Consider the following 20463-nt stretch of genomic DNA (forward strand, 5'->3'; position numbering starts at 1 on the left):
GGGCCGTCCGTCTTGTGTGCCGGCAGGTTTGCCCCTACGCTGGGGCGCATGAAAATCGTCTTCACTTCCTGCATGGACGCCGAGCGTGTGGCAGACCAAGAGATATGGAGGCGCATCGCAGAACACGAGCAGCCGGACGTGCTGATGCTGCTGGGAGACCACATCTACATGGATTGGGGCCTCGGGCCCGGCGCCAGGGACTGGCGCTCGCTGATCGCCCGCGAGCCCGTCCAGGGCCTGCGGGCCTATGCCATCGATATGCACCGGCGCTACGCGTTGCAGTGGGGTATGCAGGCCTTTCGCGACATGGTCTGCGGCTTTGCCGGGCGGTCGGACCCGGCCCGGCTGCTGCTGACCTGGGATGACCACGACTACGCGTGGAACAACAGCCTGGGCGTGGACGGCACTGGCGATGCCTACCGGCACGGCGTGCCCGAGCGCGTGAAGGCGGTATCGCGCCGCTTGTGGGCGCAGTTCGAACACCAGTTGCGCGAAGCGGCTGTCGATGCTGCCTACCCGGCCGGGCTGCCCCCCGACTGGGACAGCCCTCTGCCCGCTGGCGTCGGCGACCTGTTCTGGTCGGGTGCTCTGGGTGCAGAGGATGGCCCCACCTGCTTGCTGCTCGACACGCGCTGGCACCGCCAGGCGCGGGCGCCGGGTGCCAGCCTGCTGGGCGTGGAACAGGCCCGGGCGCTGCGGGATGCAGCGGGCGAGCCCGGCGCCGGCCTGCTGCTGGTGGCGGCGGGAACGCCCATGGCCCACCACTACCTGTTGTCCCAGCAGGGCTGGCATGCCGAGGGCGGGCACAGCTATGCGGAGTACGACGGCACCCTGCGCGCGGCGCGGCGGCCGGTGTTGTTTCTGGGGGGCGATGTGCATGCCAACGTCTGGAGCGGCCGCTTGCCCGCCTCCGATGGCGCCAGCAGCCGGGTGGTGCAGGTGCTCTCGTCCGGCGCTGCGATCGGCCGGTACGGACCCCAGCGCTTTGCCCCCTCGTACGGCGTGGCGACCGTGCCGGAAACCTGGCGCACGGGCGGCGTGGTCGAGGTGCAGTTGTGGGCGCAGTCGCGCGGCGGCGCGTGGGAGCCCGACCCTCCGATGCCGCCGCTGCCCTTCGATGCCGGCGATTGGACCGAGCCCCTGCAGGCCCAGGCGCACAGCCGCGTGGACGCCGCAGCGGATGACCATCCTGTGGCGGTGCTGGCGGCCCGGACGCGGTCCGGTGCATTCCGGGACCGGACGCAGGTGTCGCTGCCCCAGGGCCTCGACGGCCTGGACGCGGTGTATCTGGACGAGCCTTTGCAGGATGGGCACTATGCCGAACCCGTGCACTGGTGCGTGGCGGCAGATGGTTCGGCACGCCTGGAGGGTGAGGCGGACATGGGACGCCCCGGCGACTGGCCAGAAGCCACCTACCGCCTGGTGCAATCCGCGTTCGACCGTGCGCTGGCGCAGCCGGAAAAAACCGCGGTGGTGCTGTTCATCCATGGTTTTGGCAAGTCTCCCGCCATGGGGCTGGAGCAGGCCTATGGGCTGCGTGCGGTGTATCCCGCATGCGAGCCGGTGTTGTATGGCTGGGAGGCGGGGCGCGGTGGCGGTGTGCTTGCCGCGCTCAGTGGTGTGCCGCGCGCCCGGCAGGGTGCCCAGGGCGGCAGCTTTGCGCTGGCGACCGTGCTGCATGCGTTCAACACGGTGGCGGCGCAGCCGGCCTATGCGGGGCTGGCCAAGGTGGTGCTCGCGCGCAGCGCGGGATGTCTCGCCTTGCACCACGCTCTGGAGCGCATGGGCGTGGGCGGGCACCGTCTGGCGAACCTGAACCGTATCGTGCTGTCGGCGCCCATGCTCAAGGCGTCCGAATACCGCCGCCAGGCAGGCCTGGGAGGGCTGGAGCTCCCGGTGGTCATGACACGCAATCGCCATGACCAGACGCTGCGGTTTGCCGACTGGTTCGATGGCGCGGGTGCGTTGCTGGGCGTGGACGAAGACTTCGTTCCTGCGCGCCAGGGCCACAGCTGCCTGGATTTCTCGGACAGCGCTGGCGTAGGCCCGCAGCACGACTATCTGCTGCTGCGCATCAACCCGCAGCAGCACCGGCTGCACGAGGCGCTGCTGTGCCAGCGCGACTTCGCGTGGTCTGATGCGGTGGCTGAGGGCCTGGTATCGGCAGCCGGCGCAGGGGTCTTTGATGTGCCGTGACCGCACACCCGTGCCACGCCGGGTACCGCGGGCCTGCCGCCACGACGCCGCTTGAACGCCATGCACCGCACCCCCTTGCCCAGCCCGGAGATCTCGGTCGCCCTGGTGGAAGACGACCCCCGCACACGGGAGCGCCTGGTGCAGGCGCTCTCCCGCGCGCCGCGCCTGAGCCTGGCTTTCACCGCCGCCACCGTCGGCGACATGGTGGGCTGGCTGCGCGACAACAGCGTGGATGTGCTGCTGGTGGACCTGGGCCTGCCGGACGGCTCCGGCCTGGAAGTCATCCGCCAGTGCCGCGCGCTGTCTCCGGTCACTGAAGTCATGGTCATCACCATGTTCGGCGACGAGGCCAACATGATGAATGCCTTTGAAGCCGGTGCGCGCGGCTACCTGCTCAAGGACGGGACGGAGGACGACCTGGCGCAGCACGTGCTGAGCCTGCGTGCGGGCGGCTCGCCCATGACGCCCATCATCGCGCGGCAATTGCTCGCCAGGCTGTCGCCGCGCCCGGCCGTGCCCCACAGCCTGGCGCCGGCCGATACGCTCACGGCGCGCGAGCAGGATATTCTGGCGAAGCTCGCACGTGGCTACACCTATGCCGAGGTCGCAGAACTCCTGGGCATCGCGCCCTCCACCGTCCAGTCCCATGTCAAGAACATCTACAGCAAGCTGGCCGTCCATTCCAAAGCCGAGGCCATCTTCGAGGCGCGGCAGATGGGGCTTTTGTAGCCGCACTTCGGCCCGCGCGCGCGGCGGTGTGGCGCTGTGCCGGTGGGTGCTGTGGCCGGCGCTCTGGGTCGTGCTTGCATCGTGGGCAGGGCTCGCGGGTGCACAAGATGCGGATCACGACGCCGCACCGGCATCTGCCGCACAGCCCGGTGTTCACGTGCTGCACAAGGCCTTCGCGTACCTGGAGCCCGAGGGCGCGGCGCCGTGGTCCGGCACGTTGACGCTGCCCCACCGGTGGGACAAGGCGTTCGCGGGCCTGTCCGGGAAGGCGCGCTATGTGCTGGAGATCCCCCCCGTGCCCAAGGGCAGCCCGCTGTCGGGCGTGTACTTCCCGCGGATCGGAAACCAGGTGGAGGTGTATGTGGGTGGCGAGTTGCTCATGCACCGTGGGGCACTGGGAGACACCCGCACCGACGCTGCCAAGTCGCCGCTGTGGATGCCGGTGCCCGCGAGTTTTCTGTCCGACGTGGAGCCCACCCCGCTCGAGGTGCGCGTGACCGCGCAACCCGGGCGCTGGGGTGGGCTTGCCACGCCGCAATTCGGGCCCGAGGCAAGCCTGCTGCCCGAGTATCACGAGCGCTATGTCTGGCGGCAGTGGGCTGCGGTCGGCGTGGTGTTTTCACTGGCGCTCACTGGGGTGATTGCCGGTGGCTTGTGGCGCTTGAACCGCGAGCCGGTGTATGGATACTTTGCGCTGTGCGCACCGTTTGGCATCGTGCGGTATGGCGACAGGCTGTGGGAGACACCGCCCATAGGCTGGCCGCTGTGGGGCGGTCTCATGGCTTTTGCATTGGCCATCCATCTGCTGCTGCTCACCCGCTTCGCGCTGGCGATGGTGGGATGCGATGGCCCGCGCGTGCGCCAGGCATTCTGGGCATGGCTGGTGGTGGAGGTCGTGGTGATCTCGGGCGCGTTCGGAGCGGGCGTGCCCTGGCTCTGGACGCTGGGCCTGGCGCTGTTGTTTCCGCCCGCGTTCTTTGCCTACGCTTTGTCGACCCGGCACGCGGTGGTGACGCGGGAGCCCGAGGCGATCGCGCTGTGCCTGGCAAGCTTCATCCCTGTCGGCGCGAGCATCTACGACTTCATCGCGGTGCGCATTCCCAGTGCGGGGCAGGGCCGCACCACGGTGCTGCCCCTGGCCACCATGCTGTTCGTGCTGCTGGTGGGCTGGCTCATCCTGAGCCGCTACGGCCGCCAGGCGCGCGCCTACCAGGGCCTGAGCAACTCGCTGGACGAGAAGGTGCGCCAGCGCGAGCGCGAGCTGCAGGTCAGCTACGACCTACTGCAGCAAGAACACGCGCAGCACGCAGCGCTGCAGGAGCGCCAGCGCATCATGCGCGACATCCACGACGGCGTGGGCTCGCAGCTGGTGGGCTTGCTCAGCCTCATCGGCAAGGGCCGCGCCAGCCGCGCCGAACTGCGCGAGCACGCCAATGCCGCGCTGGATGAACTGCGCATGGCCGTGGATGCCATGCAGCCGGTGGATGGCGACCTGGGCACGGTGCTGGCCACCCTGCGCTACCGGCTGCAGCCGCGCCTGGCGGCCACGGGCATCCAGGTGGACTGGCAGGTGCAGGAGCTGCCCGCGCTCGACACCCTCACGCCGCACATGGTGCTGCAGATCCAGCGCATCCTGCTGGAAGCCTTCACCAATGTGCTGCGGCATGCCCAGGCCACGAGCGTGCGGGTGAGTGCGCGCCACCAGGCCGCGCTGGCGAATCAGCCGCCGCGCCTGGTGCTGGAGATTGCCGACAACGGCGTGGGCATGGAGGGCACGGCGCAGGCACGCGGCCAGGGCCTGGCCAACATGCGGGCGCGTGCGCAGGCCGTTGGCGCGCTGCTGGAGATCACGGCTGCGCCGGGCCAGGGGACGTGTGTGCAGATTGCGTTGCCTGTGGTGCCGCAGGCGCCCGCACCCGCGATGCCAGCCACACCAGCACCAGCACCGGCAGCCCCAGCAGCGCCGTCGACGTGAAGAAGTGCGCGTAGCCGAAGGCGTTCACGTAGTCGCCCGAAAACCCCGCGACGAACTTGGGCAGCAGCAGCATCATGGAGCTGAACAGCGCGTACTGCGTGGCCGAGTAGCTCACGTTGGTCAGGCTCGACAGGTAGGCGATGAACGCGGCCGAGGCGATGCCGCTGGCCAGGTTGTCGGCCGAGACCACCGCGATCAGCGCCGTCACATCGTGCCCATGCCCTGCGAGCCAGGCGAACAGCAGGTTGCTGGCCGCGCTCAGGATGGCGCCCAGCATCAGGATGCGCATCACGCCGAAGCGCATGGACAGCACGCCGCCCACGAAGGCGCCCGCCAGGGTCATGATGACGCCGTACACCTTGGTGACGGCGGCCACCTCGTCCTTGGTGAAGCCCATGTCCACGTAGAACGGGTTGGCCATGATGCCCATCACCACGTCGCTGATGCGGTAGACGGCGATGAGTGCGAGGATCAGTGCCGCGTGCCAGCCGTAGCGGCGCAGGAAGTCGGCAAACGGCTCGATCATCGCGCCCTGGATCCATTCGGCCGCGTTCTTCGCGGGGGGCAGCTGCACCGGCGCGGGCTCGCGCGAGAACAGCACCGTGACCACGCCCACGGCCATCGAGGCGGCCATCACCAGGTAGGCCGTTCGCCAGGCGCCGTTCTGGTAGGCCGCCGCACCTTGGGCGATGGCCTGCCCGAGGGCCGGTGCCACCTCGGCGCGTGCCGCGATCCACAGCACGCCCGCGCCCGCCCAGATCATGGCCAGGCGGTAGCCCGTCTGGTAGGACGCGGCCAGCGCCGCCTGGTGGTTGGCGTCGGCCGATTCGATGCGGTACGCGTCGAGCGCGATGTCCTGCGTGGCCGAGCCGAACGCCACCGCCAGCGCGCACCACACGATGGGCCCGAGGGTCAGGCGCGGGTCGCAGACCGCCATGCCGATCAGCCCGGCGACCACGATGGCCTGCGACAGCAGCAGCCAGCTGCGGCGCCGGCCCAGCAGCGCGGTCAGGCCGGGGATGGGCATGCGGTCCACCAGCGGCGCCCACACCCATTTGAATCCGTAGGCCAGGCCCACCCAGCTCAGGTAGCCGATGGTGCTGCGGTCGATGCCCGCCTCGCGCAGGCGAAACGACAGCGTGCCCAGCACCAGCAGCAGCGGCAGCCCGGCCGCGAAGCCGAGCGTGAGCATGCGCAGGCTGGCGGGCTCCAGGTACACGCGCAGCGTCTGCAGCCAGGGGGTGCGGCGGGGCGTTTCGGGGGGCAGGGCGGGGTGGGTGGAGGGGGATTGGTTGGCGGAGGTGTCTGACATGGGCGCCCGGGGGTTTTGTCTATCATCGCTGACACCTTGCAGCCTGGCGCGCCGGCCTCCATCGGGCTGGCAACGCCGCTGCGGGGGACACGGCCTGTGCCGTGCGGTCCCGCGTCAGTGCAGCCGCCTATTATTCCCTTGCCCTCTTCCCTTCCCTTCAGGTGATCCGGTATGTGCCTTCTGTGCCCCACGCCTTCCGTCGCTCCCTCGTCGCCCTGGTCCGCGCGCCGCGCCTTCCTGCTGGCCGCTGGCGCCACCGCTGCCGCGCCCGTGATGGCGCAGGTGGATGTGGGCACGGCCTCCAGTGTGCGCAAGCTGATCCCGGCGGAAACGCTGGAGAACTCCGCCGCCCAGCAGTACCGCCAGATGCTCGAGCAGGCCAAGGCCAAGCGTGCGCTCGCGCCGGAGGGCCACCCGCAGCTGCAGCGCCTGCATGCCATCGCCAAGCGCCTGATCCCGTACACCGCGCCGTGGAACGACCGCGCCAAGCAGTGGCGCTGGGAGGTCAACCTGATCGGCAGCCAGCAGATCAACGCCTTTTGCATGCCCGGCGGCAAGATCGCCTTCTACACCGGCATCCTCGATCAGCTCAAGCTCACCGACGATGAGACCGCGATGATCATGGGCCACGAAATGGCCCATGCCCTGCGCGAGCATGCGCGCGAACGCCTGGCCAAGACCCAGGGCACCAACCTGGCGCTGCGCCTGGGCTCGCAGCTGCTGGGGCTGGGCGACCTGGGCCAGGCCGCGGCCGGCCTGGGCGGGCAGCTGCTCACGCTGCAGTTCAGCCGGTCGGACGAGAGCGAGGCCGACCTGGTGGGGCTGGAGCTGGCGGCCCGCGGCGGGTTCGACCCCGCGGCGTCGGTCAGCCTGTGGAAGAAGATGGGCAATGCCACGGGCGGCAAGCAGGGCGGGCTGGCCTTCCTGTCCACCCACCCCTCGGGCCCCGCGCGCATCAAGGAGCTGGAGATGAACGTGCCCAAGGTGCAAAAGCTCTACGAAGCGGCACGCAAGGGCTGAGCGGTCACGCGGTTGCGGCCGTCGTGCTTGCTGCGGTACAGCGCCTTGTCGGCGCGCGCGATGGCCGCGGGCAGGTCGTCGCTGCTGGCCACCTGCGCCACGCCGAACGACATCGTCAGCGGCACGGGCACACCCTGGTGGTCCAGGGTAATCCGCTCGATGGCCGCGCGGATGCGCTCAGCCACCTCCACGGCGGATGCCAGCGAACTGGCCGGCATGAGCGCCAGAAACTCCTCGCCGCCCCAGCGCGCGAGCACGTCGCTCTCGCGCAGTTGGCCGGCGAGCACCTGCGCCACGGCCACCAGAACGCGGTCCCCCGCCGCGTGGCCGTGGCGGTCGTTCACCTGCTTGAAATGGTCGATGTCGCACAGCATGAGCGCCACCGGCTCGCCCGTGCGCTGGATGCGGGTGAGCGTGTGCCCGGCCAGCGTCTGGAAGTGCGCCCGGTTGTTCAGCCCCGTCAGCGCATCGAGCGTGGCCTGCCTGAGCAGGCGGTTCTCGGCGATCAGGATGGTGCGCCGGTAGAACGCCGCCAGCGCCGCGAACATGCCGAAGACCACGCACACGTGCAATATGTTGACGATCTTCTGCCCCTGCCCGGCCAGCGGTGCCAGCGGGCCCAGGTGGTCGCACACCAGGCGCAGCCCCAGGTAGTAGGCCAGCAGCGCCAGCACCACGGGGACGGCGTAGCGGCCGGAGTTGGCGATCACCACCGCAGGAATGAACAGCAACAGGTAGTAGTGAAAGCCGCTGTCCCAGCCCACGAGCAGCGATCCCAGCGCCGAGTGCGCGATTACCTCCAGCCAGATGAGCAGGATGCCGGCGGTGTTGCGCCGCCGCCGGATGAGCGCATGGGCGCACAGGTACATCGCGATGCTGACCACATTGACCAGCGCGAGCGGCACCGAGCCCAGCCAGACAAACAGTGCGATGTACAGCCCATCGATGCAGGCTGCGGTGAGCGCCACCCGCTGCGCCATCGCCCAATAGACCTTGCCCGCCACGCTGGAGCCGCGCTGCGCAGGCTCGTAGGGGCGTGGTGCACGGGGTGCGGGCGGGGAGGAGCTTGCAGAGGAATCCATGGCGTGCAGCAGCCGGAGGGCGCATGACGCCCGAGATTGTTAACAAAATGTCACATCCTAGGCCGCGCCTGCGCGAGGTATCCGACGATCAGGGCAGCGAATACCGGTCAGTTGCCGGAAAGCCTGCTTCGGTGGACCCTTGGGTGCAGGTACGGGTACGGGTACGGGTGCAGGCCCGGACGGCAGCGCTGGGCTGCAGCGCATGCATCGGCGTCATCCGCTGGAATGCGAATGCTCCTATTTTGATAGCTGCTACCGCTTGTGTAGTGAGCGGTAGGGGCCAAAAAGACCCCGGAGGCCTTCGTGCACCGCAGGCTGATCAGGTCCCGCCCACGTAGGGATTGCTCTGGCGCTCCCGCCCGAAGGTGCTCTCCGGGCCATGCCCGGGGATGAACACCGTCTGGTCGCCCATGGGCCACAGCCGCTGGGTGATGCTGTCGATGAGGTCCTGGTGGTTGCCCATCGGAAAGTCCGTGCGCCCGATGCTTCCGGCAAAGAGCACGTCACCGACGAAGGCGCGGTCGATCTGCGGCGCGTGGAACACCACGTGGCCGGGTGTGTGCCCGGGGCAGTGCCGCACCTGCAGCGTCTCGTGGCCGATCTGCACCGTGTCGCCATCGGCCAGCCAGCGCGTGGGCGTGAACGGTTGTGCTGGCGGAAAGCCGAACATCGCGCTTTGCTGCGGCAGCCCGTCGATCCAGAACTGGTCGCCGGGGTGGGGGCCCACGATGGGCAGGGTCAGGCGCTGCGCCAGTTCGCCCGTGCCACCCGCATGGTCGATGTGCGCGTGGGTGAGCCAGATCTGCTCCAGGGCCAGGCCCAGCCGCTCGGTCTCGGCCAGCAGCGTGTCGAGATCGCCGCCCGGGTCGATGACCGCGGCCTTGTGGGTGGCATCGCACCAGACGATGGAGCAGTTCTGTTGGAACGCCGTGACGGGGACGGTCAGATAGCGGAGCATGGTTCAGGGTGTGTTTGTTGCGAGCAATGGGGGATTGTGCAAACAAAGTTCGCCCTGTCGGTGGGAATGTTCCTGCAGCGGTGGGTGGTAGGCGCATCCGAGAGGCGCCATGTCTTTGGCCACCCTGCCACCAACAAAAAGGGCTCCCACACGGGAGCCCAGTTTGCTGTCGCGTCGCGGCGGGTCCAAAACACTCCCCATGGCAGCAGCACCAGCGACATGCCGCCAATGCCACCACCATGGGAAGGCCCGCAACTGCGTCAATTACATCGCGCTGATTTCGCCCGAAGGGATCGTGCCGGTGCGCACGGCTTCAGCAGCCTGGGCACGCACGGCAGCGCGGTCGGCCGTGGACTTGTAGGTCACGACGCGCGAACCAGCAGGCTCGATGCTGCGGGTCTGGGCGACGGTGGAGGCTTCGGCAGCCACTTCAGCGCGGGTGCGGTTGGTTTCGAACTTGGTAGCGAATTGCGAAGCATCGGCTTCGTCAGCGTGGGCACCGAAGGCAGCGAAAGCGGACACAGCGGCGATGGAGAGGAAACGTGCAGTCTTGTTCATGATGAAAGTCCAGTGTATTTTTTAGAAGTCAGGTTTTTTATGGAGAGAGTCAGGACGCTGAATCCGTCGGATCCAGATCAGCCTTGCTCACCCGAAGGGATCTGGCCGGTGCGCACAGCGTCAGCAGCCTGGGCACGCACCGCAGCGCGGTCGGCCGTGGACTTGTAGGTCACGACGCGCGAACCAGCGGGCTCGATGCTGCGGGTCTGGGCAACGCTCGAAGCTTCTGCCGCCACTTCGGCGCGGGTGCGGTTGGTTTCGAACTTGGACACATATTGCGAAGCGTCGGCTTCGTCGGCTTGGGCGCCAAAGGAAGCGAAGGCAGCGACAGCGGCAATGGAGAGGAAACGTGCGGTGTTGTTCATGATGAAAGTCCTTGAAGTTAAAAGCGTCTCAATAAAGCCGGTACAAAAACCATTCCTGAACCGGGTTCGGTGAGTCGCCTTGCGGGTTCGGCTCATCGATGGGTTGAACTGTACGCCGGTGGTGTCCAGAGAAAAACCACCCAGTCGCGAACTGACTGTTCCAGTATTGAGAACAATCCGGGCGAGATCTCAGCCCTTCGTGGTTAATGGGAAAATCGCCGCAGATGCACAGCACTTCCTCCTCCCTTCCCAGCCGGTGTGGCATTTGCGGCGCCACCAGCTATCACCGCGTGGTGGCCCGCGATGGCGGTGGCGTCATGCGCTACACCGAGCGCCTGCAATGCACCGGGTGCTCGCACGAGTTCGCCGACGTGAAAGCGTGGCGCGAAGGCGCCTGCGCAGAACCACGTGCCAACGCACAGTCCGCATGAATTCGACGCGTCATGCAGGCGTGCCGCCGCACTTCACCACCACGACATCCTCCTGAACCCTGATTTCCCGATGACCACCTACGCAGAACTCCTTGCGCAAAAGCGCAACCTCGACGAGCAGATCCACAAAGCCCGCAAGGCGGAAGCCTCCGCTGCGCTGGAAACCGTCAAACAGTTGATCAAGGAATTCGACTTCACGGCACAGCAGGTGTTTCCCTGGACACCCGACCCCAAGAAGGTCCCCGCCAAGTACCACGATCCGCAGTCCGGCTCCACCTGGACCGGCCGTGGCAAGCCGCCGAAATGGATTGCCGGCAAAGACCGCGAGCAGTTCCTGATCCCATAAGGCGCACTGTCCAGCGCAGCCAGAGGGCAATGGCAAGGGACCGGCTCCTACAGTGCCGGTCAGGGGGTTCAGGCTCAATTCCGCCTTTCATTCCCATTCGGAGATTGCCATGGACTCGATCAACCAGAACCAGCCCGAGGACACCCACAAGCACTTGACCGGAGACGATGCCACGCAGCGCATCCGGGACATGGCCGAGGATGCCCAGTCGTGCTTCTTTTGCACCAACGCTCCCCACAGTGAAACGGGCGGGACGCGGCCCATGGGCGTGGAGAAGGTGGACGAAGCCGGCCACCTGTGGTTTCTGAGCGCGTCCGACAGCCACAAGAACCGCGAGATCGAAGCAGACCCCAAAGTGCGGATCTTCATGCAGGGTTCCAAGCACTCGGGCTTTCTGGTGCTGGACTGCACCGCCAGCATCCACCGCGACCAGGCCTTGATCGATGAGCTCTGGGATCCCATCATGAAAACCTGGTTCACCGAAGGAAAGCACGATCCGCGCATCACCGTGATCGAAGTCGCGCCCGTGTCGGGCTACTACTGGGACACCAAACACGGCAGCCTGGTCGCTGCCACCAAGATGGTGATTGGCGCGGCCATCGGCAAGACGTTGGACGACTCGGTGGAAGGGCGCCTTCGCCCATGATGCAGGGCCTGCGGCGCCTGGGCCGTGCCATTACCGAGCTCCCGGTGGTGGGTGTGCTTGTGGTGGCCGTGCGCAATTACGTCTTGCACCAGAGCGCCAACCAGGCGGGCAGCCTGGCATTTTCTGCGGTGCTGGCGATGTTCCCGCTGTTGCTGCTGCTATCGGCAGCGGCGGGCTTTGTTGGCCAGCCCGGCGACGCGGCCGCGCTGGCCGAGCGGGTGCTGGGCTACGCGCCGCAGCTGGTGCGCGATGTGATGCAACCCGTGGTGCAGCAGGTGCTGGCCCAGCGCAACGAGGCGCTGCTCACCGTGGGGCTGGCCATCACGCTGTGGACCGGTTCCTCCGGCATGCAGGCGGTGCGCTCGGCGCTCAACCGCTCGTACGGCATCGACCGGGGTCTGCCGTTCTGGAAGGCGCGCATCAAGTCCACGCTGTTCACCGTGGTGGTGGGGTCGGGGCTGCTGCTGGTGTTCAGTTCCGTGATCGTCATGCCGCGCATCTGGCAGTTCGTGGTCACCAATGTCGCGGCCGACGGCGACGAGGCGATCTGGCTGTACGACAGCGTGCGCTATGGGGCCGCCTACCTCACGCTGGTCGTGCTGTATGCGCTGCTGTATGGCTGGTTGCCGGACATTCCACAGCGCGTGGCCACGGTGCTGCCGGGCGCCCTGGTCGGCGCAGCGCTGTGGGTGGTCGCTGCGGCCACGCTGTCGTACACCCTGCGCACCGCGGGCAAGTTGGTGTTGATCTACGGCAGCTTTGCGGGCGTGGTCGCCACCCTCGTGTTTTTGTACGCGAGCGCGACGACGCTGATCTACGGCGCGGAGGTCAATGCGGTGATCCGCGAGCGGCATTGACAGCGCGCGGGCTCCCTACAGGCTGAAGTCGTAGTCCACCGTGATGGGCGCATGGTCCGAAAACTTCTCGCCCTTGTAGATGGACTCGCTGCGCGCCAGCGCTGCCAATGCCGGCGTGGCCAGGTGGTAGTCCAGCCGCCATCCCACGTTGTTCGCATACGCCTGGCCGCGATTGCTCCACCAGGTGTAGGCCGTGTCGGTGGCCGTGGGTTGTAACTGACGGTAAACGTCGATGAGCCCGCCGCCTTCATCAGTTGTGTGTAACAACTTTGTCATCCACGCACGCTCTTCGGGCAGGAAGCCGCTGTTTTTCTGGTTGCTGCGCCAGTTCTTGAGGTCGATCTGCTGGTGGGCGATGTTGATGTCGCCGCACAGGATGAACTCGCGTTCGCCCTTGGTGCGCATGAGATGGGGATGGAACTCCGCCAGAAAGCGGAACTTGGCCAGCTGGCGCTCCTCGCCCGACGAGCCGCTGGGGAAGTACGCACTGATGATCGACAGCTTGCGCGCGGGCGTGTCAAAGCGCAGTTCGACATAGCGGCCCTCGGCGTCGAACTCGGCCGAGCCGTAGCCCACGACCACGTCGGACGGCTCGTGGCGCGTGTAGATGCCCACGCCGGAGTAGCCTTTTTTCTGGGCAAAGTGAAAATGCCCCTGCAGGTCTGCCACGCGTTCGAAGCGGTTGGCGATGTCGGCCGCCTGGGCTTTGACTTCCTGCACGCAAATACAATCCGGCCGCGTGGCTGCCATCCAGCTTTCCACGCCTTTGCTGGTGGCCGAGCGAATGCCATTGAGATTGAGGCTGGTTAATTTGAACAAGGATTTTCCCATGGTGGATGTTGGCGCACAAAAAGATGGTCAGGGCCAGCTGGCGCAGGATTTTGTACGTTTTGCGGTCGAATCGGGGGTGCTGCGCTTCGGCGAATTCAAGACCAAGGCCGGTCGCTTGAGCCCGTACTTCTTCAATGCGGGACTGTTCGACGATGGCAGCAAGATGGGCCGGCTGGCGGAATTCTATGCAAAAGCCCTGATCGCCAGCGGCATCGAATTCGACATGGTCTTCGGTCCGGCCTACAAGGGCATTCCCCTGGCCGCCACCGTCGCCGTGGAGCTGGCGCGGCTGGGGCGCAACGTGCCTTTTGCGTACAACCGCAAGGAGGCCAAGAACCACGGCGAGGGCGGGACCCTCGTGGGAGCGCCCCTGAAGGGCCGCGTGCTCATCGTGGACGACGTGATGTCCGCAGGCACTGCAGCCCGTGAGTCGATCGCCATCATCCGCGCGGCCGGTGCCACCCCGCACGCGGTAGCCATTGCGCTGGACCGTCAGGAGAAAGCCACCGAGAATGGCCAGGACGTGGACCACAGCGCGGTCCAGTATGTGCGCCAGCAACTGGGCATGCAGGTCTGCACGATCGCGCGGCTGGCAGACTTATTGCTGTATCTCTCGCAAAACGGGGGGGAGGGGATGCGTTCCCATCACGAAAATGTGCTGGCATACCGCCAGCGGTATGGCGTCAATGAAGGGTGAATGATTTGAGCAGGTCGGCGTGGATCGTCGGTACGGTGTTGTGCGCCACCCTGGTCGCGGATCTCGCGCGCGCGCAGCAGCCGCCAAGCGGTGGCATCTATACCTGTGTGGATCGCAACGGGCGCAAGCTCACGGCCGACCGCCCCATTCCGGAATGCCTGGACCGCGAACAGCGTGAACTGAGCCCGATGGGCACGGTCCGCCGCCAGATCGGCCCGTCGCTCACGGAGAACGAGCGTGCGGCCCAGGAAGTGCAACGCCGCAAGGAGGCCGAAGAGCGCGCCCGTGTCGTCGAAGAGCGCCGCCGCGAGCGCGTGCTCACGGCCCGCTACCCCGACAAGGCCACGCACGATGTCGAACGCGCCGCCGCCATCCAACTGGTGGACGACGTCACGGCCACGGCAGAAAAGCGCATTGCCGAACTCAAGCAGCAGCGCAAAGGCTTCGATACCGAAATGGAGTTCTACAAGAAGGACCCCAACAAGGCGCCGATGACGCTGCGCCGCAAGATCGCGGAAAACGAAGACAGCATCGCCGAACAGCAACGCTTTTTGGCCGGGCAGGATCAGGAAAAGCGCCGTGTGCACCAGCGCTTCGATACCGAACTGGCGCTGCTGCGCAAGCTGTGGGAGTCGCAGCGAGCACCGGCACTGGCACCTGCGGCCACCGGCGCAGGAGAGCTTGCTGCGCCCGCTGCGTCACGCTAGGCGGTAGATTCAAAGAGCTTGTATCCGGCCTGCGCGCAGCGGGGCGACGGCACGAAAAAAGGGGCGTGATGCCCCTTTTCCGTTGCTGCATGCCGGGGAGTTCTCCACCCCCGGAGTTGATCACTCAGCCTGCCAGCTTGGCGCGCAGCACGTCGTTGACCTGCTGGGGGTTCGCCTTGCCCTTGCTGGCCTTCATGATCTGGCCGACCAGCGCGTTGAAGGCCTTGTCCTTGCCCGCGCGGAACTGCGCCACGTTGTCCGCGTTGGCAGCGATGACCTCGTCGATGATCGCCTCCAGCGCGCCGGTGTCGTTCATCTGCTTGAGGCCCTTGGCCTCGATGACCGCATCCACCTCGTGGCCGTCACCGGTCCACAGCGCGTCGAACACCTGCTTGGCCGCGTTGTTGGAGATGGTGCCGTCGGCAATGCGCGCGATCAGCGCGGCCAGCTGGGCCGACGATACCGGCGCCTGCTCGATGCCGGTCTCCACCATGTTCAGGCGGCGCGACACCTCGCCCATGATCCAGTTGCTGGCCAGCTTGGCCTGGCCACAGGCCTTGGCCGCGGCCTCGAAATATGCGGCCATGCCCTTGCTCTGCGTCAGGGTCGTGGCGTCGTACTCCGGCAGGCCATAGTCCGCCACGAAGCGCGCCGCCATGGCGCGCGGCAGTTCGGCCATCAGCGCGCGTTGTTCGTCGACCCACTGCTGCGAGATGTGCAACGGCGGCAGGTCCGGGTCCGGGAAGTACCGGTAGTCGGCCGCATCTTCCTTGGTGCGCATCGCACGCGTCTTGCCCGTGTCGGGGTCGAACAGCACGGTGGCCTGCTGGATCGCGCGGCCGTCTTCGATCTCCTCGATCTGCCAGCGGATCTCGGAGTCGATCGCCTGCTGCATGAACTTGAAGCTGTTCAGGTTCTTGATCTCGCGGCGCGTGCCCAGCGGCTGGCCTGGCTTGCGCACCGAGACGTTGGCGTCGCAGCGGAAGGAGCCTTCCTGCATGTTGCCGTCGCAGATGCCGATCCAGGTCACGATCTTGTGCAGCTCCTTGGCATAGGCCACGGCCTCTTCGCTCGAGCGCATGTCGGGCTCAGTCACGATCTCCAGCAGCGGCGTGCCGGCGCGGTTCAGGTCGATGCCGGACTGGCCACCACCTCCGAGTGCTGAGTCCTCGTGCAGGGACTTGCCCGCATCTTCTTCCAGGTGGGCCCGCACCAGGCGCACGGTCTTTTTCTCATCGCCCAGAAAGAACTGCACTTCGCCGCCCTGCACGACCGGGATCTCGAACTGGCTGATCTGGTAGCCCTTGGGCAGGTCGGGGTAGAAGTAGTTCTTGCGGGCAAAGATGCTCTTCTGCGCAATGTGGGAGCCCAGAGCCAGTCCTAATTTGATGGCGCAGACCACCGCTTCGCGGTTCATCACCGGCAGCGTGCCGGGCAGCGCCAGGTCCACCGGCGATGCCTGGGTGTTGGGCTCGGCGCCGAAGGCGGTGGGCGAGCGGCTGAAGATCTTGCTCTGCGTGGCGAGCTGGGTGTGGGTCTCGAAGCCGATGACGACCTCGTAGCCGTGGATCAATTTGGGGGTCGTCGTCATGTCACAGGCCTCCGGGTTGGCGGAGGTGGTAGTCGGTGGCTTGCTGCAGGCGGTGCGCAGCGTTCAGAAGGCGGGCTTCCTGGAAGTAGTTGCCGATGAGCTGCAGGCCCACGGGCATGCCGGCGTCGCCAAAGCCCGCGGGCACGCTCATGCCGGGCAGGCCGGCGAGCGAGCCGGGCAGGGTGAAGATGTCGGCCAGGTAGTCGGCCAGCGGGTCGGCGCCGTGCTCGCCCAGCTTCCAGGCCACGGTGGGTGCCACGGGGCCGGCGATCACGTCGCAATCCTTGAACGCGTTCTGGAAGTCGTCCGCGATCATGCGGCGGATCTTCTGCGCCTGCAGGTAGTACGCGTCGTAGTAGCCGTGGGACAGCACGTAGGCGCCGATCATGATGCGGCGCTTGACCTCGTCGCCAAAGCCTTCGGCACGCGTCTTCTTGTACATATCCACCAAGTCGGTGTAGTCCTTGGCGCGGTGGCCGAACTTCACGCCGTCGAAGCGCGACAGGTTGGACGACGCCTCGGCCGGGGCGATGATGTAGTACACCGGGATCGACAGCTCCGTGCGGGGCAGGCTGATGGGCACGAGCTTGGCGCCGAGCTTCTCGTATTCCTTGAGCGCGCCGTCCACGGCCGCGCGCACGTCGGGTGCCAGGCCTTCGCCAAAGAACTCGGCAGGGATGCCGATGCGCAGGCCGTCGATGGAGTCGTTGAGCGAGCGGCTGAAGTCTTCCGCGGGCACGTCTAGGCTCGTCGAATCACGGTCCGGATCGGGGCCGCACATGGCGGACAGCAGCAGCGCGCAGTCCTCGGCGCTGCGGGCCATCGGGCCGGCCTGGTCCAGGCTGGAGGCGAACGCGATCATGCCGTAGCGGCTGGCCCGGCCATAGGTGGGCTTGATGCCGGTGATGCCGCAGAACGACGCCGGCTGGCGGATGGAGCCGCCGGTGTCGGTGCCGGTCACGGCCGGGGCCAGGCGCGCGGCCACGGCGACCGCGCTGCCGCCCGAGGAACCGCCGGGGACGCGGCTGGTGTCCCATGGGTTGCGCACCGGGGCGGGCGCATCGAAACCCACCGGGGCCACGGCAGAATTCTCGTTGGCCGAGCCCATCGCGAACTCGTCGCAGTTGAGCTTGCCCAGCGTCACCGCGCCGGCGTCGGCCAGCTTGGCCACCACGGTGGCGTCGAACGGCGACTGGTAGCCCGCCAGCATCTTCGAGCCTGCGGTGCTGGGGAAGTCGCGCGTGACGAAGATGTCCTTGTGCGCCAGCGGCACGCCTTCCAGCGCGCCTGCCGTGCCCGCGGCCAGGCGGGCATCGGCGGCGCGCGCCTGCGCCAGGGTGGCTGCTTCGTTCAGCGCCACAAAGGCGCCCAGTTGGGGGTGGGCCTGGGTGCGCGACAGAAAATGCTGCGCGGCTTCCACCGCAGAAAATTGCTTGTCGCGCAGGCCGGCGGCCAGTTCGGTCACGCCCAGGTCGTGCAGGGCTTTGTTCGTGGTCATGGTCATGCGGGCCTTCCTCACTCGATCACTTTGGGGACGAGGAACAGGCCACGCTCCACGGCAGGGGCGCTCTTCTGGTTGGCTTCGCGCTGGTTGGGCTCGCTGGCGACGTCGTCGCGCAGGCGCAGGGCCACGTCCTGGATGGCCGCCACGGGGTGCGCCAGCGGTGCAACGCCCGAAGTATCCACAGCCCGCATCTTTTCCACGATGTCGAAGAAGCCATTGAGCTGTGTCAGCATGCGCTCACTTTCGGAGGGTGTCAGCTCAAGCCGTGCCAAATTGGCAATGCGGCCGATGTCCTGGGGGGTCAGTGCCATAGGGAGGAGAATCTAGAGAAACCAGAAGTAAAGCTGTGATCCACGCCGCGCCGGGGGGAGTTATTCACAGGGGATCGGGTATTATCCCGGCTTTGCCGCAATAGCCTCCTTCCTGCCGGTCATTGTGCGAAAAAAGCGATATTTGACCCCGTAAACCCGGCGATGGCAGGCCGACGTGCATGCCGTGCCTGAGAGGATTTTTGAATGTTCGGAGCTTTCCGTCGGTACTTCTCCACCGACCTTGCCATTGACCTTGGCACAGCCAACACCCTCATCTTCGCCCGCGACAAAGGCATCGTCCTCGACGAACCTTCCGTGGTGGCCATCCGCCACGAAGGCGGGCCCCACGGCAAGAAAGTCATCCAGGCCGTAGGCCGCGAAGCCAAGGCCATGCTGGGCAAGGTCCCGGGCAACATCGAAGCCATCCGGCCCATGAAGGACGGCGTGATCGCCGACTTCGTGATCACCGAGCAGATGATCAAGCAGTTCATCAAGATGGTGCACCCGCGCACGCTGTTCACCCCCAGCCCGCGCATCATCATCTGCGTGCCCTGCGGCTCCACCCAGGTCGAGCGCCGCGCCATCAAGGACGCCGCAGAAGCTGCTGGCGCCACCGCCGTCTACCTGATCGAAGAGCCCATGGCTGCCGGCATCGGCGCGGGCCTGCCGGTCTCTGAAGCCTCGGGCTCCATGGTCGTCGACATCGGCGGCGGCACCACCGAGGTGGGCGTGATCTCGCTGGGCGGCATGGTCTACAAGGGCAGCGTCCGCGTGGGCGGCGACAAGTTCGACGAAGCCATCATCAGCTACATCCGCCGCAACTATGGCATGCTGATCGGCGAGCCCACCGCAGAAGCCATCAAGAAGAACATCGGCTCGGCCTTCCCCGGCTCCGAAGTGCGCGAGATGGAAGTCAAGGGCCGCAACCTCTCCGAAGGCGTGCCGCGCAGCTTCACCATTTCTTCCAACGAAGTGCTGGAAGCCCTGACAGACCCGCTCAACCAGATCGTCTCCGCCGTCAAGAACGCGCTGGAGCAGACCCCTCCCGAACTCGGCGCCGACATTGCCGACCGCGGCATGATGCTGACCGGCGGCGGCGCGCTGCTGCGCGACCTCGACCGCCTGCTGGCCGAAGAAACCGGCCTGCCGGTGCTGGTGGCCGAAGACCCGCTGACCTGCGTGGTGCGCGGCTGCGGGATTGCGCTGGAGCGCATGGACCGCCTGGGCAGCATTTTTACCAGTGAATAATGGCACTCCCCCCTGAGTCGCTTCGCGCCTTCCCCCCTCTCTCTGCGCGCTCCGCGCTCCGGGAGGGTGGACGCACCCCGTGGCCTGGCAGAGCCAGTTCCACGGGTGCGCTGGCCTGGGCCTCGCCAGTTTTTTAAGGTAGGGGTAGCGCACAGCGCTATGAATCACTGACATGCCGCTGGGTACCCTCGAGCGCAGCGCTCCCCCCTTCTTCAAGCAAGGCCCTTCGGCCCTGTCGCGTTTGGCCGTCTACAGCGCTTTGGCGCTGTTTCTCATGGTGGCCGACGCACGCTTTGAGCTCACCGGCCCGTTCCGTCAGGCGGTGGGCACGGTGCTGTACCCCGTGCAGTGGCTCATGCTCAAGCCGGTGGAGATGGCTGGGCACAGCTCGGACTATTTCCAGTCGCTGACCACGGCCCAGCAAGAGCTGGACGATGCGCGCAAGAAGATGACCGCCATGGGCCAGCGCGCCACCCAGGCCGAGCAGCTGGCGCTGGAAAACACGCGGCTGCGGCAACTGCTGGCGCTGCGCGAGCGGCTCGAAACGCCGGCCCAGGCGGCCGAGGTGATCTACGACACCGCCGACCCGTACACGCGCCGCGTGGTGCTCGACCGCGGCCAGATGGGCGGCGTGGAGCTGGGCTCGCCCGTGATGGACGAGGCCGGCGTGCTGGGCCAGGTCACGCGGGTGTTCCCGCTGGTGAGTGAAGTCACATTGCTGATCGACCGCGACCAGGCCATCCCCGTGCTGAACATCCGCACCGGCGCGCGCGGCGTGGCCTACGGCGACCCGGTGGCGGGCCACGGCGGCGGCATGGAGCTGCGCTTCATGCCCGCCAACGCCGATGTGCGCGAGGACGACCTGCTCACCACCAGCGGTGTGGACGGGCTCTACCCCTCGGGCTTGCCCGTGGCCAAGGTCGTGCGCGTGGAGCGCCGCGCCGACTCGGCCTTTGCCCGCATCTACTGCGTGCCGCTGGCGCAGGTGCAGGGCGCGCGGCACGTGGTGGTGCTCAAGCCGCTGGCCGACAACGCGCTGCCCCGGCCCGAGCCTGCGCACCCGGCGCCGGCCAAGCGCGGGGCGCGCAAAGGATGACAA

At 67.0% G+C, this 20463-nt stretch carries 19 protein-coding genes and 1 pseudogene; 11 read left to right on the forward strand and 9 right to left on the reverse strand.

Annotation, left to right across the window (positions count from 1 at the left end):
* Window positions 1–48: 48 nt before the first annotated feature.
* From ACSQ3D_RS14855 to ACSQ3D_RS14865, 3 genes and pseudogenes are all read left to right on the forward strand, one after another.
* Entirely contained in the window at window positions 49–2196 is a 2148-nt protein-coding gene (locus ACSQ3D_RS14855; protein ID WP_436127421.1) for an alkaline phosphatase D family protein, read from the forward strand.
* A gap of 60 nt (window positions 2197–2256) precedes the next feature.
* Window positions 2257–2925, forward strand: a complete 669-nt coding sequence (locus ACSQ3D_RS14860) for a response regulator (protein ID WP_056411535.1) — start codon at window positions 2257–2259, stop codon at window positions 2923–2925.
* A 1609-nt stretch (window positions 2926–4534) separates the two neighbouring features.
* Window positions 4535–4762 (forward strand): annotated as a pseudogene (locus ACSQ3D_RS14865) (ATP-binding protein); the annotation flags it as partial.
* A gap of 10 nt (window positions 4763–4772) precedes the next feature.
* Here the strand turns inward: ACSQ3D_RS14865 and ACSQ3D_RS14870 are convergent.
* Window positions 4773–6212 (reverse strand): AmpG family muropeptide MFS transporter, encoded by a 1440-nt coding sequence (locus ACSQ3D_RS14870; RefSeq protein WP_056410234.1) that lies wholly within the window; start codon window positions 6210–6212, stop codon window positions 4773–4775.
* Between the two features lie 171 nt (window positions 6213–6383).
* On the opposite strand from ACSQ3D_RS14870, the gene ACSQ3D_RS14875 reads away from it, so the two are divergent.
* Window positions 6384–7232 carry a M48 family metallopeptidase gene (locus tag ACSQ3D_RS14875; protein WP_056410232.1) on the forward strand — a complete coding sequence of 283 codons (849 nt, stop codon included), beginning with the start codon at window positions 6384–6386 and terminating at the stop codon, window positions 7230–7232.
* Here the strand turns inward: ACSQ3D_RS14875 and ACSQ3D_RS14880 are convergent.
* From ACSQ3D_RS14880 to ACSQ3D_RS14895, 4 genes are all read right to left on the reverse strand, one after another.
* On the reverse strand, window positions 7208–8314 hold the full coding sequence (locus ACSQ3D_RS14880) for a GGDEF domain-containing protein (RefSeq protein ID WP_436127422.1): 1107 nt from the start codon (window positions 8312–8314) through the stop codon (window positions 7208–7210). The two genes, ACSQ3D_RS14875 and ACSQ3D_RS14880, sit on opposite strands and share 25 nt — an antisense overlap.
* 319 nt (window positions 8315–8633) lie before the next feature.
* On the reverse strand, window positions 8634–9272 hold the full coding sequence (locus ACSQ3D_RS14885; RefSeq protein ID WP_436127423.1) for an MBL fold metallo-hydrolase: 639 nt from the start codon (window positions 9270–9272) through the stop codon (window positions 8634–8636).
* Between the two features lie 264 nt (window positions 9273–9536).
* Entirely contained in the window at window positions 9537–9830 is a 294-nt protein-coding gene (locus ACSQ3D_RS14890) for a DUF4148 domain-containing protein (RefSeq protein ID WP_396505370.1), read from the reverse strand.
* A 77-nt stretch (window positions 9831–9907) separates the two neighbouring features.
* Window positions 9908–10195, reverse strand: coding sequence for a hypothetical protein (locus ACSQ3D_RS14895; RefSeq protein WP_056168637.1), 288 nt, complete (start codon window positions 10193–10195; stop codon window positions 9908–9910).
* A 501-nt stretch (window positions 10196–10696) separates the two neighbouring features.
* Between ACSQ3D_RS14895 and ACSQ3D_RS14900 the strand changes: the two genes are divergently transcribed.
* The 3 genes from ACSQ3D_RS14900 (at window position 10697) to ACSQ3D_RS14910 (ending at window position 12475) form a co-directional block, all read left to right on the forward strand.
* Window positions 10697–10972 (forward strand): H-NS histone family protein, encoded by a 276-nt coding sequence (locus ACSQ3D_RS14900; protein ID WP_056410171.1) that lies wholly within the window; start codon window positions 10697–10699, stop codon window positions 10970–10972.
* Window positions 10973–11081: 109 nt separating this feature from the next.
* On the forward strand, window positions 11082–11618 hold the full coding sequence (locus ACSQ3D_RS14905) for a pyridoxamine 5'-phosphate oxidase family protein (protein ID WP_056410169.1): 537 nt from the start codon (window positions 11082–11084) through the stop codon (window positions 11616–11618).
* Complete coding sequence (locus ACSQ3D_RS14910; RefSeq protein ID WP_436127424.1) at window positions 11615–12475, forward strand: YihY/virulence factor BrkB family protein; 861 nt, start codon at window positions 11615–11617, stop codon at window positions 12473–12475. The genes ACSQ3D_RS14905 and ACSQ3D_RS14910 overlap by 4 nt, the downstream gene beginning before the upstream one ends.
* A gap of 15 nt (window positions 12476–12490) precedes the next feature.
* On the opposite strand, the gene ACSQ3D_RS14915 is transcribed toward ACSQ3D_RS14910, so the two are convergent.
* Window positions 12491–13294 (reverse strand): exodeoxyribonuclease III, encoded by an 804-nt coding sequence (locus ACSQ3D_RS14915; RefSeq protein ID WP_396506726.1) that lies wholly within the window; start codon window positions 13292–13294, stop codon window positions 12491–12493.
* A 10-nt stretch (window positions 13295–13304) separates the two neighbouring features.
* Here ACSQ3D_RS14915 and pyrE point away from each other — a divergent pair, with 10 nt between their 5' ends.
* Complete coding sequence (gene pyrE, locus ACSQ3D_RS14920) at window positions 13305–14003, forward strand: orotate phosphoribosyltransferase (RefSeq protein ID WP_396506666.1); 699 nt, start codon at window positions 13305–13307, stop codon at window positions 14001–14003.
* Between the two features lie 5 nt (window positions 14004–14008).
* Window positions 14009–14710: a DUF4124 domain-containing protein gene (locus tag ACSQ3D_RS14925; RefSeq protein ID WP_396506668.1), complete on the forward strand. Its 702-nt coding sequence runs from the start codon at window positions 14009–14011 to the stop codon at window positions 14708–14710.
* 124 nt (window positions 14711–14834) lie between these two features.
* Here the strand turns inward: ACSQ3D_RS14925 and gatB are convergent, their stop codons facing one another.
* From gatB to gatC, 3 genes are read right to left on the reverse strand one after another with little or no spacing between them, the layout of a single operon-like run.
* Window positions 14835–16301: an Asp-tRNA(Asn)/Glu-tRNA(Gln) amidotransferase subunit GatB gene (gene gatB / locus ACSQ3D_RS14930; RefSeq protein ID WP_436127425.1), complete on the reverse strand. Its 1467-nt coding sequence runs from the start codon at window positions 16299–16301 to the stop codon at window positions 14835–14837.
* A gap of 1 nt (window position 16302) precedes the next feature.
* On the reverse strand, window positions 16303–17805 hold the full coding sequence (gatA, locus tag ACSQ3D_RS14935; protein WP_056422074.1) for an Asp-tRNA(Asn)/Glu-tRNA(Gln) amidotransferase subunit GatA: 1503 nt from the start codon (window positions 17803–17805) through the stop codon (window positions 16303–16305).
* A gap of 11 nt (window positions 17806–17816) precedes the next feature.
* Window positions 17817–18116: an Asp-tRNA(Asn)/Glu-tRNA(Gln) amidotransferase subunit GatC gene (gene gatC / locus ACSQ3D_RS14940; protein WP_056164851.1), complete on the reverse strand. Its 300-nt coding sequence runs from the start codon at window positions 18114–18116 to the stop codon at window positions 17817–17819.
* Window positions 18117–18320: 204 nt separating this feature from the next.
* Here gatC and ACSQ3D_RS14945 point away from each other — a divergent pair, with 204 nt between their 5' ends.
* Together ACSQ3D_RS14945 and mreC are read left to right on the forward strand one after the other, a co-directional pair.
* A complete protein-coding gene (locus ACSQ3D_RS14945) occupies window positions 18321–19364 on the forward strand; it encodes a rod shape-determining protein (RefSeq protein WP_005798130.1) in 1044 nt (347 codons plus the stop codon).
* Window positions 19365–19536: 172 nt separating this feature from the next.
* Window positions 19537–20460, forward strand: coding sequence for a rod shape-determining protein MreC (gene mreC, locus ACSQ3D_RS14950; RefSeq protein ID WP_056410159.1), 924 nt, complete (start codon window positions 19537–19539; stop codon window positions 20458–20460).
* The last annotated feature ends 3 nt before the right edge of the window (window positions 20461–20463 follow it).

Origin of the sequence: Acidovorax sp. LjRoot117 (assembly GCF_964252695.1) — a bacterium.
Lineage (GTDB): Bacteria > Pseudomonadota > Gammaproteobacteria > Burkholderiales > Burkholderiaceae_C > Acidovorax.